The following is an 8,028-nucleotide window of genomic DNA, read 5'->3' as shown; positions in this document are numbered from 1 at the left end:
GCGGTGAGCTTCGCCTGGGAGAAGGCGAGGATGAAGTGCCGCCGGCCCCAGAGCTGACGGACGTACTCGATGAGGGACGGCCGGGCGCCGCTGACGGACAGCCCGTACTTGGCGGCCAGCTGGGCCGCCGTGAGGCCCTCGTCGGGCGACACGGCCGCGGTGACCGCGACCGTGTCGTCGTGCGTTGTCTCACTCACTGGCGGAAAACTTTCGTCCTCGGGATGCGCGGCCCGCGCGGGCCTGACATGAGCCGGGTGCCCGGGTACGGCCCCGGCGGTCCCGGACACGAGCTTGTCAGATGACCGGGGGCCGGCCCAGTCGGGTCAGCCGCCACACCGTACGCCACTTCATGGGCCGGCGGGGACCGCAGGGGGTGGTCAGGCCCTCGCGGAACCCGCCGAGCCAGGCCCTCAGGGCCGGGCGCGAAGGACGGCGTACGAGGGTGAGGAGGACCCACGCGCCCAGGTAGACCGGGACGAGGGGGACGGGAAGGTTGCGGCGGGCGAGCCAGACCCGGTTCCGGGCGACCATGCGGTGGTAGACCGCGTGCCGGGAGGGGGCGGTCGTCGGGTGGTACAGCACCATGTCGGCCCGGTAGTCGATCATCCAGTCGGCGTCGAGAGCCCGCCAGGCCAGATCGGTCTCCTCGTGGGCGTAGAAGAACTCGTCCGGCAGCCCGCCGACCTCGGCGAAGACCTTGGTGCGCACGGCGTTGGCGCCCCCGAGGAAGGTGGTCACGCGGGAGGAGCGCATCGGGTCGGAGGCGCGCAGCCGCGGCACGTGGCGGCGCTGGGTGACTCCGGTCTCCGGGTCGGCGATGCGGAAGCTGATGATGCCGAGCCTCGGGTCGGCCGCGAAGGCCTCGCGGCACAGCTCGGCGGTGTCGTGGCCGGCGAGCAGGCCGTCGTCGTCGAGGAAGAGCAGGATGTCGACGTCCCGGCCGCCGGGGCCGAAGGCCTCGATGCCGATGTTGCGGCCGCCGGGGATGCCGAGGTTCTCCGGCAGCTCGACGGTGCGCACGCCCTCGGGGACCTCGGGCACGGGCGAGCCGTTGCCGACGACCACGACCTGGACCGGGTCGCCGTCCTGCCCCGCGACCGAGTCCAGCAGGGCGCGCAGTTCGTCGGGGCGGTTGCCCATCGTGATGATCACCGCGCCGACCTTCATGCCGGTGCTCATTTCAGCCTGCTGGACGCCAGGACGGACACCAGGTGCAGCACCGTCTGCAGCAGGGCGATGCCGGCGAGCACGGCGGTGCCGAGGCGGGTGAAGAACAGGTCGCCCCGGGTGGCGTCCAGGATCGCGAGGAGCAGGATCAGCAGGGACGCCTCGATGCCGAGGATGAGCCGGTGGAACTTGAGCGCGGCGGCGGCCCTGCGGGCCAGCGCCATGCCGGAGGAGCGCGGCTCGGACGCGGCCTCCTTCACCGGGGGCAGTCCGCCCTGGTGGCGGGCGACCCCGACCAGGTCGGTCTCGGCCTTGACCAGGATCGCGCCGAGCGCGGCCAGGGTGCCGAGGAAGGCCCACAGCCAGTCGATGCGCCCGGAACCCCACAGGTCGGCGGCGCGCAGGCCGAGCCCGACCAGGACGGCGGCGTCGCACAGGTAGGCGCCGACGCGGTCCAGGTAGACCCCGCCGAGCGAGTACTGCTTCTTCCAGCGCGCGACCTCGCCGTCGACGCAGTCCAGCAGCAGGTACAGCTGGACCATGACCACGCCGAGGACGGCCCCGGCGATCCCCGGCACCAGCAGGGCCGGGGCCGCGAGGACGCCGAAGACGGTCATCAGGTATGTGAGCTGGTTGGGCGTGACCCTGGTGTTCACCAGGTAGCGGTCCACCCGGAGGGACACCTCGCGCATGTAGAGGCGCCCCATCCAGTGCTCACCGCTGCGCCGGTCCTTGACCCCGGCGGGGTGCACGACCGGACGGAGTTCAGCTACCGATGGCCTTGACATAGTCGGCGTAGGTGTCCTTGATCTGGTCGGTCTTCAGGTCGAGGTGTTCGAGGATGGTGAAGCGGCCGGGGCGGGTCTCCGGGGCGAACTCCACGGCGCGGACGAACTCGTCCACCGTGAATCCGATCTCCTCCGGCAGCACCGGAAGCCCGTGCCGGCGCAGCACCTCGGCCATGGCCGCCGACTCCTCGTGCGCCCCGCGCAGATACATCGCGAAGGCGGCGCCCAGCCCGCACTGCTCCCCGTGGGCGGCGGCGCGCTTGGGGTAGAGCAGGTCGAAGGCGTGGTTGATCTCGTGGCAGGCGCCGGAGGAGGGGCGGGAGTCGCCCGACACCGACATGGCGATGCCGGTGAGGACCAGGGCCTCGGCCAGCACCTGGAGGAAGCCGTCGTCGCCGACTCCGCCGGGGTGGCGCAGCACGGCCTCGCCGGCCTGCCGGGCCATGGCGGCGGCGAGGCCGTCCATCTTCTCGCCGTTGACGCGGTGGGACAGCTCCCAGTCGGCGACCGCGGAGATGTTGGAGATGACGTCGCCGATGCCGGAGCGCACGAACCGGACGGGGGCCTCCCGGATGACGTTGAGGTCGATGACCACCGCGATCGGGTTGGGCACGCCGTAGGAGCCGCGGCCCGCGTCGTTGTCGAGGGTCGCCACCGGCGAGCACAGGCCGTCGTGCGCCAGGTTGGTGGCGACGGCGACCAGGGGCAGGCCGACGCGCGCCGAGGCGAACTTGGCGCAGTCGATGATCTTTCCGCCGCCGAGTCCGACGACCGCGTCGTAGTGGCCGCCCTGTATGTCGCTCGCCAGCCGGACGGCGTCGTCGATGGTGCCGCCGCCCACCTCGTACCAGGTGGCGCCGGGCAGCGAGGGTGCGATCCGCTCGCGCAGCCGGGCGCCCGAACCGCCGCTGACGGCGATCGCGAGTCTGCCCGACTGGGAGATGCGTTCGTCGGCGAGGACGCAGGCGAGGTCGTCGAGGGCGCCCGGGCGGATGTCGACGACGACCGGCGAGGGGATGAGCCGGGTCAGTACTGGCACGCGATCTCCCGTCCGCGGGCGAGGTCGTCGTGGTTGTCGATCTCGACCCACTTGACGTCGCCGATCGGCGCCACGTCGATCCGGAAGCCGCGGTTCACCAGCTCCTGGTAGCCGTCCTCGTAGTACAGCTGCGGGTCGCGCTCGAAGGTGGCCTTCAGCGCGTCGGCCAGCTCCCCGGCCGCCTCGCCCTCGATGAGCGTGACACCGATGTACTCACCGGTCGCCTCCGCCGGGTCCATCAGCTTGGTGATCCGCGTCATCCCCTTCTCCGGGTCGACGACGACCTTCATCTCCTCGTCGGCGAGCTTCTTCACCGTGTCCAGCGCGAGGATGATCCTCCTGCCGTCACCGCGCGCGGCCAGCAGGGTCTTCTCCACCGACACCGGGTGCACCGTGTCGCCGTTGGCGAGGATCACACCGTCCTTGAGGGCGTCACGCCCGCACCACAGCGAGTAGGCGTTGTTCCACTCCTCGGCCTTGTCGTTGTCGATGAGCGTCAGCTTCAGCCCGTACTTCGCCTCCAGGGCCGCCTTGCGCTCGTACACGGCCTCCTTGCGGTAGCCGACGATGACACCGACCTCGGTCAGCCCGATCTCGGCGAAGTTGGCGAGGGTCAGGTCCAGGACCGTCGGCTCACCCTCTATGCCCGCGGGCCCCACCGGCACCAGCGCCTTGGGCAGGGTGTCGGTGTAGGGGCGCAGACGGCGTCCGGCGCCGGCCGCCAGCACGAGGCCGATCATGCGGGTTCTCCTTCGTCGTGTACGGCGGGCGCCCCTGCGGACACCCAGAAGCGGATGCTCTCGGCGAGCACCAGAAGAGCCACGGCCACGGCGAGCACCGTGAGCGCGACGGTGAATTGAGAGGCGGTGAGCACGGCCGCGAGCACGGCGACCGCCAGGGTGCGGCCCTCGTGTCCGCCGATCGCCCGCACCAGCCAACGCGGGGACGCGCCCGCGTTGCCGCGGATCCGGTAGACCGTGTCGTAGTGATGGTAGGCGACCGCGGCCACCAGCCCGTAGGCCGCCGGAAGGGCTCCGTTCACGTCCGCGGTGGCCGCCAGCGCGAGGACGGTGCCGTATTCGGCGGCGCGGAAGAACGGGGGGACCAGCCAGTCGAGGGGGCCCTTGAGGGGGCGGGCGACGGCGAGGGCCGAGGTCAGGACGTAGACGCAGGCGGCGACGGCCGTCCATGGGCCGCCGAAGCCGGTGAGCCAGGCCGTCGCGACGACGGCGAGGCCGCCGAGCAGGGCGACGGCGGGGGCGGCGAAGCCCGGCAGCCGGCGCGCGGGCTTCGTCAGCCGGCCGCCCAGGCCCTCCGCGAGCGGACCGGAGTCGGTGAGGTCCGCCAGCGCCTGTGCCGCCCGGTCGGTCCGCTTCGCCTTGCGGGTCAGCGAGCGCAGGACGCGGCCGGCCGTGGTGTACGTCGCGGCGAAGGCGCAGCCGATGAGCAGCGCGTAGAAGGTGATCCGGGGGGTGGTGAGGGCCGTGAGGACGGCGATCATGGCCCAGCGTTCACCGATCGGCAGGACGATCATGCGGCGCACCCAGACCGTCCATCCGACGCTGTCCAGCTTGTCGGAGAGCGCGGCGGTGGGGCTGGCCAGCGACAATTTACCGAGCGCGGTGGCGTCGTGGTTGGCCTCGTTGAAGGAGAAGTCGACCACGTGTCTGCAGGTCTGCAGGACCATCGCGCCGAGGGCGAGGGCCCATACGTCGTCCCCGCCGCGGGCCGCGCCGAGGGCGAGACCGGCGTAGTAGGCGTACTCCTTGGCGCGGTCGAAGGTGGCGTCGAGCCAGGCGCCGAGGGTGGAGTACTGCAGGGAGTAGCGGGCCAGCTGCCCGTCGGTGCAGTCCAGCACGAACGAGGCGAGGAGCAGAAGGCCGGCGGCGACGAAGCCGCCGCGGGTGCCGGTGGCCGCGCAGCCGGCCGCTATGAGCGCGGTGAGCAGCGAGGCGGTGGTGACCTGGTTGGGGGTCAGTCCGCGGCGGGCGCACCAGCGGGCGATGTAGCGGGAGTACGGGCTGATGAAGTGGGTGGTGAAGAAGCCGTCGCGGGCCTTGACGGCGGACTTCAGGCGTATGGCCTCGTCGTCGACGGCGGCGACGGCCTGCCGCGCCTCGTTGCGGGTCTGGGGGTCGGCGGGGACGGTGGCGACGAGGCTGCCGAGCTCGGGGCGGTGCACGCCGGCGCCCTCGGTGTCGAGGGCGGTGACGACGCGGTCGGCGAGGCAGTCGACGAGGGTGGTGCCGCTCCCGGGCGCCTCGTCCGCCGAGTTCTCGCGGGCCATCGCGCGGGTGAGGGCCTGGCGGCCGGCCTGCTGGGCGGTGACGGCGCCGGGGATGGCGGAGATCGGGAAGCGGGGGTCGGTGAGACCGAGGCGCAGCGCGTGCACATGCCCCACGAACCGGGCGTCGACCACGGCGACCCGCTGACCCGCGGGCACCCCGGCGAGCAGGGTCTCGGCCTCGGCGGTGCCGGAGGCGATCCGTACGTCGAAACCGAGGGAGCGCAGGTCGCCCTCGAGTGACGAACCGGGGACCGGCTGGCCGGTGAGGATGGCGGTCGACAACCGAATCTCACTCCCTGGGTGCCGACGCGTCCACGCCGGTCATGTACATGGTGAGGCGCCCGTGGGTGGCCTCCGGGCGGCATGTCGGCAGAGGCTATCGGATACCCGGAAGCCCGCGTTCACCGCCCGTTCGGCGGTTGGAACGACGAGGTTCGCCCGCGCCTGTGCCGCGATCATCATCGGGGATGCGGGGCCCGGCCCACAAACCGCGCCTCCGGAACGGACAGGACCCGTCGTTTCGGGACATCGGGGTGCACCGAGCCGGCATCGGGGCCGCCGCTGCCAGGCGGCATAGGGTGGTCGACCATGACTTGGCTGATCACCGGCGGAGCCGGTTACATCGGGGCACATGTGGTGCGCGCCATGACAGGTGCCGGGGAGAGCGTCGTCGCCCTGGACGACCTCTCGGCCGGCGTACCGGGACGGCTTCCCGCCGACGTGCCGCTGGTCAGGGGCTCGTCCCTGGACGGCGAGCTGCTCAAGCGGACGCTCGCCGAGCACGAGGTGACGGGGGTGCTGCATCTCGCCGCGCGCAAGCAGGTCGCCGAATCCGTGGCGCAGCCGACCCGGTACTACCGGGAGAACGTGGGCGGACTCGCGACACTCCTGGACGCCGTCGCGGAGGCCGGTGTCCGGCGCTTCGTCTTCTCCTCCTCCGCCGCCGTCTACGGCGACCCCCGTGCGGACCTCATCACGGAGGACACTCCCTGCGCCCCGGTCAACCCCTACGGCGAGACCAAGCTCGCCGGGGAGTGGCTGGTGCGGGCGGCCGGCCGGGCGCACGGCATGGGCACGGTGTGCCTGCGCTACTTCAACGTGGCGGGAGCGGCGGCGCCGGAGCTGGCCGACACCGGTGTCTTCAACATCGTGCCGATGGTGTTCGACCGGCTCACCCGCGACGAGGCCCCGCGCATCTTCGGCGACGACTATCCGACGCCGGACGGTACGTGTGTGCGGGACTACATCCACGTGGCCGATCTGGCCGAGGCGCACCTGGCGGCGGCCCGGGGGCTGTCGGAGGGCAAGCCGGCCGGGGACCTGACGGTGAACATCGGCCGCGGCGAGGGCGTCTCGGTGCGCGAGCTGATCACGACCGTCGGCGAGGTCACCGGCGACACCCGGGCCCCGCTCGTGGAGCCCCGCCGCCCCGGCGACGCCCCGCGCGCGGTGGCCTCCTCCGCGCTCGCGAGGGAGCGGCTCGGCTGGACCGCGCGCCGTTCGGTGCGCGAGATGGTCGACTCGGCCTGGCAGGGCTGGCAACTGCACCAGGCCACCGCGGACGGCCGCTGACAGGCCCTGACCTGCGGATCGTTTTCGCAGGTCAGGGCACATGACAACGGTGTTCAGTGCCGCGTTGCCCCATACCCCCCACCCGTAGTTCACTGTGCCTCAGGAGACGGTCACGGAAGGGCGGCGGCACCCATGGGGGCTGGGCACGATCACGGGCACGCGCACGGCGGGCCTGCCGGCGGGACGGCGAGCGCGGCGTACCGCGGCAGGCTGCGGATCGCGCTGGCGATCACGCTCGGCGTCATGGTGGTCCAGATCGTCGGCGGTCTGCTGGCCGACTCGCTGGCGCTGGTCGCGGACGCGGCCCACATGGCGACGGACGCCGTGGGCCTGGGCATGGCGCTGCTCGCGATCCACTTCGCGGGCCGCCCGCCGAGCGAGCAGCGCACCTTCGGGCTCGCCCGCGCGGAGATCCTCGCCGCGCTGGCCAACTGTCTGCTGCTGCTCGGTGTGGGCGGCTACGTGCTGTTCGAGGCGATCGAGCGGTTCGTCACCCCGGCAGGCACCGACGGCGGGCTGGCCATGGTGTTCGGCGCGATCGGCCTGGTCGCCAACCTCGTGTCGCTGACCCTGCTGATGCGCGGGCAGAAGGAGAGCCTGAACGTGCGCGGCGCCTTCCTGGAGGTGGCGGCCGACGCGCTCGGCTCGGTCGCGGTGATGCTCTCCGCGCTGGTGATCCTGACCACCGGCTGGACGGCCGCCGACGCGGTCGCCTCGCTGCTGATCGCACTGATGATCGTGCCCCGCACCGTGAAGCTGCTGCGCGAGACACTGGACGTCCTGCTGGAGGCGGCCCCCAAGGGCGTGGACATGGCCCAGGTGCGGGAGCACATCCTCGCCACGGACGGCGTGGAGGACGTCCACGATCTCCACGCCTGGACGATCACCTCGGGGATGCCGGTGCTGTCCGCGCACGTGGTCGTCAGCTCCGAGGTCCTGAGCGCCATCGGGCACGAGAAGATGCTGCACGAGCTCCAGGGCTGTCTGGGCGACCACTTCGACGTGGAGCACTGCACCTTCCAGCTGGAGCCCCGGGGGCACGCCGAGCACGAGGCGCGTCTCTGCCACTGACCGGTCTCCAGCGCCCCCGGCACCCCCGTGCGCCGGGGAACGCAGCCGTCCGCCCCCATGGCGGCGTCCCTTCCTCCACAGCACCCGTGGCGGCCGCATTTCCC

Annotated in this window: 7 protein-coding genes and 1 pseudogene; 2 read left to right on the top strand and 6 right to left on the bottom strand. The window is 72.3% G+C overall.

The annotated features are described in order from the left end of the window. From ACZ44S_RS30215 to ACZ44S_RS30190, 6 genes and pseudogenes are all read right to left on the bottom strand, one after another. A pseudogene (locus ACZ44S_RS30215) lies at positions 1-197 on the bottom strand (ABC transporter permease); the annotation flags it as partial. Positions 198-294: 97 nt separating this feature from the next. Beyond that, on the bottom strand, positions 295-1,179 hold the full coding sequence (locus tag ACZ44S_RS30210) for a glycosyltransferase family 2 protein (RefSeq protein WP_466934439.1): 885 nt from the start codon (positions 1,177-1,179) through the stop codon (positions 295-297). Next, positions 1,176-1,955 (bottom strand): CDP-alcohol phosphatidyltransferase family protein, encoded by a 780-nt coding sequence (locus ACZ44S_RS30205; protein ID WP_466934437.1) that lies wholly within the window; start codon positions 1,953-1,955, stop codon positions 1,176-1,178. The genes ACZ44S_RS30210 and ACZ44S_RS30205 overlap by 4 nt, the downstream gene beginning before the upstream one ends. Continuing rightward, the gene (locus ACZ44S_RS30200; protein ID WP_466934436.1) at positions 1,933-2,994 is read right to left on the bottom strand and encodes an iron-containing alcohol dehydrogenase family protein; all 1,062 of its coding nucleotides are present in this window, start codon (positions 2,992-2,994) and stop codon (positions 1,933-1,935) included. The genes ACZ44S_RS30205 and ACZ44S_RS30200 overlap by 23 nt, the downstream gene beginning before the upstream one ends. Continuing rightward, a complete protein-coding gene (locus ACZ44S_RS30195) occupies positions 2,982-3,734 on the bottom strand; it encodes a phosphocholine cytidylyltransferase family protein (RefSeq protein WP_466934434.1) in 753 nt (250 codons plus the stop codon). The genes ACZ44S_RS30200 and ACZ44S_RS30195 overlap by 13 nt, the downstream gene beginning before the upstream one ends. Further along, complete coding sequence (locus ACZ44S_RS30190) at positions 3,731-5,563, bottom strand: DUF5941 domain-containing protein (protein WP_466934432.1); 1,833 nt, start codon at positions 5,561-5,563, stop codon at positions 3,731-3,733. The genes ACZ44S_RS30195 and ACZ44S_RS30190 overlap by 4 nt, the downstream gene beginning before the upstream one ends. 306 nt (positions 5,564-5,869) lie before the next feature. On the opposite strand from ACZ44S_RS30190, the gene galE reads away from it, so the two are divergent. Next, on the top strand, positions 5,870-6,853 hold the full coding sequence (galE, locus tag ACZ44S_RS30185; protein ID WP_466934431.1) for a UDP-glucose 4-epimerase GalE: 984 nt from the start codon (positions 5,870-5,872) through the stop codon (positions 6,851-6,853). Positions 6,854-6,985: 132 nt separating this feature from the next. Further along, a complete protein-coding gene (locus tag ACZ44S_RS30180) occupies positions 6,986-7,924 on the top strand; it encodes a cation diffusion facilitator family transporter (protein WP_466934429.1) in 939 nt (312 codons plus the stop codon). The last annotated feature ends 104 nt before the right edge of the window (positions 7,925-8,028 follow it).

The organism is Streptomyces malachitofuscus (assembly GCF_055571035.1).
The sequence above is the reverse complement of the archived record's forward strand: the minus strand, read 5'-3'. Positions and strand labels throughout refer to the sequence as shown.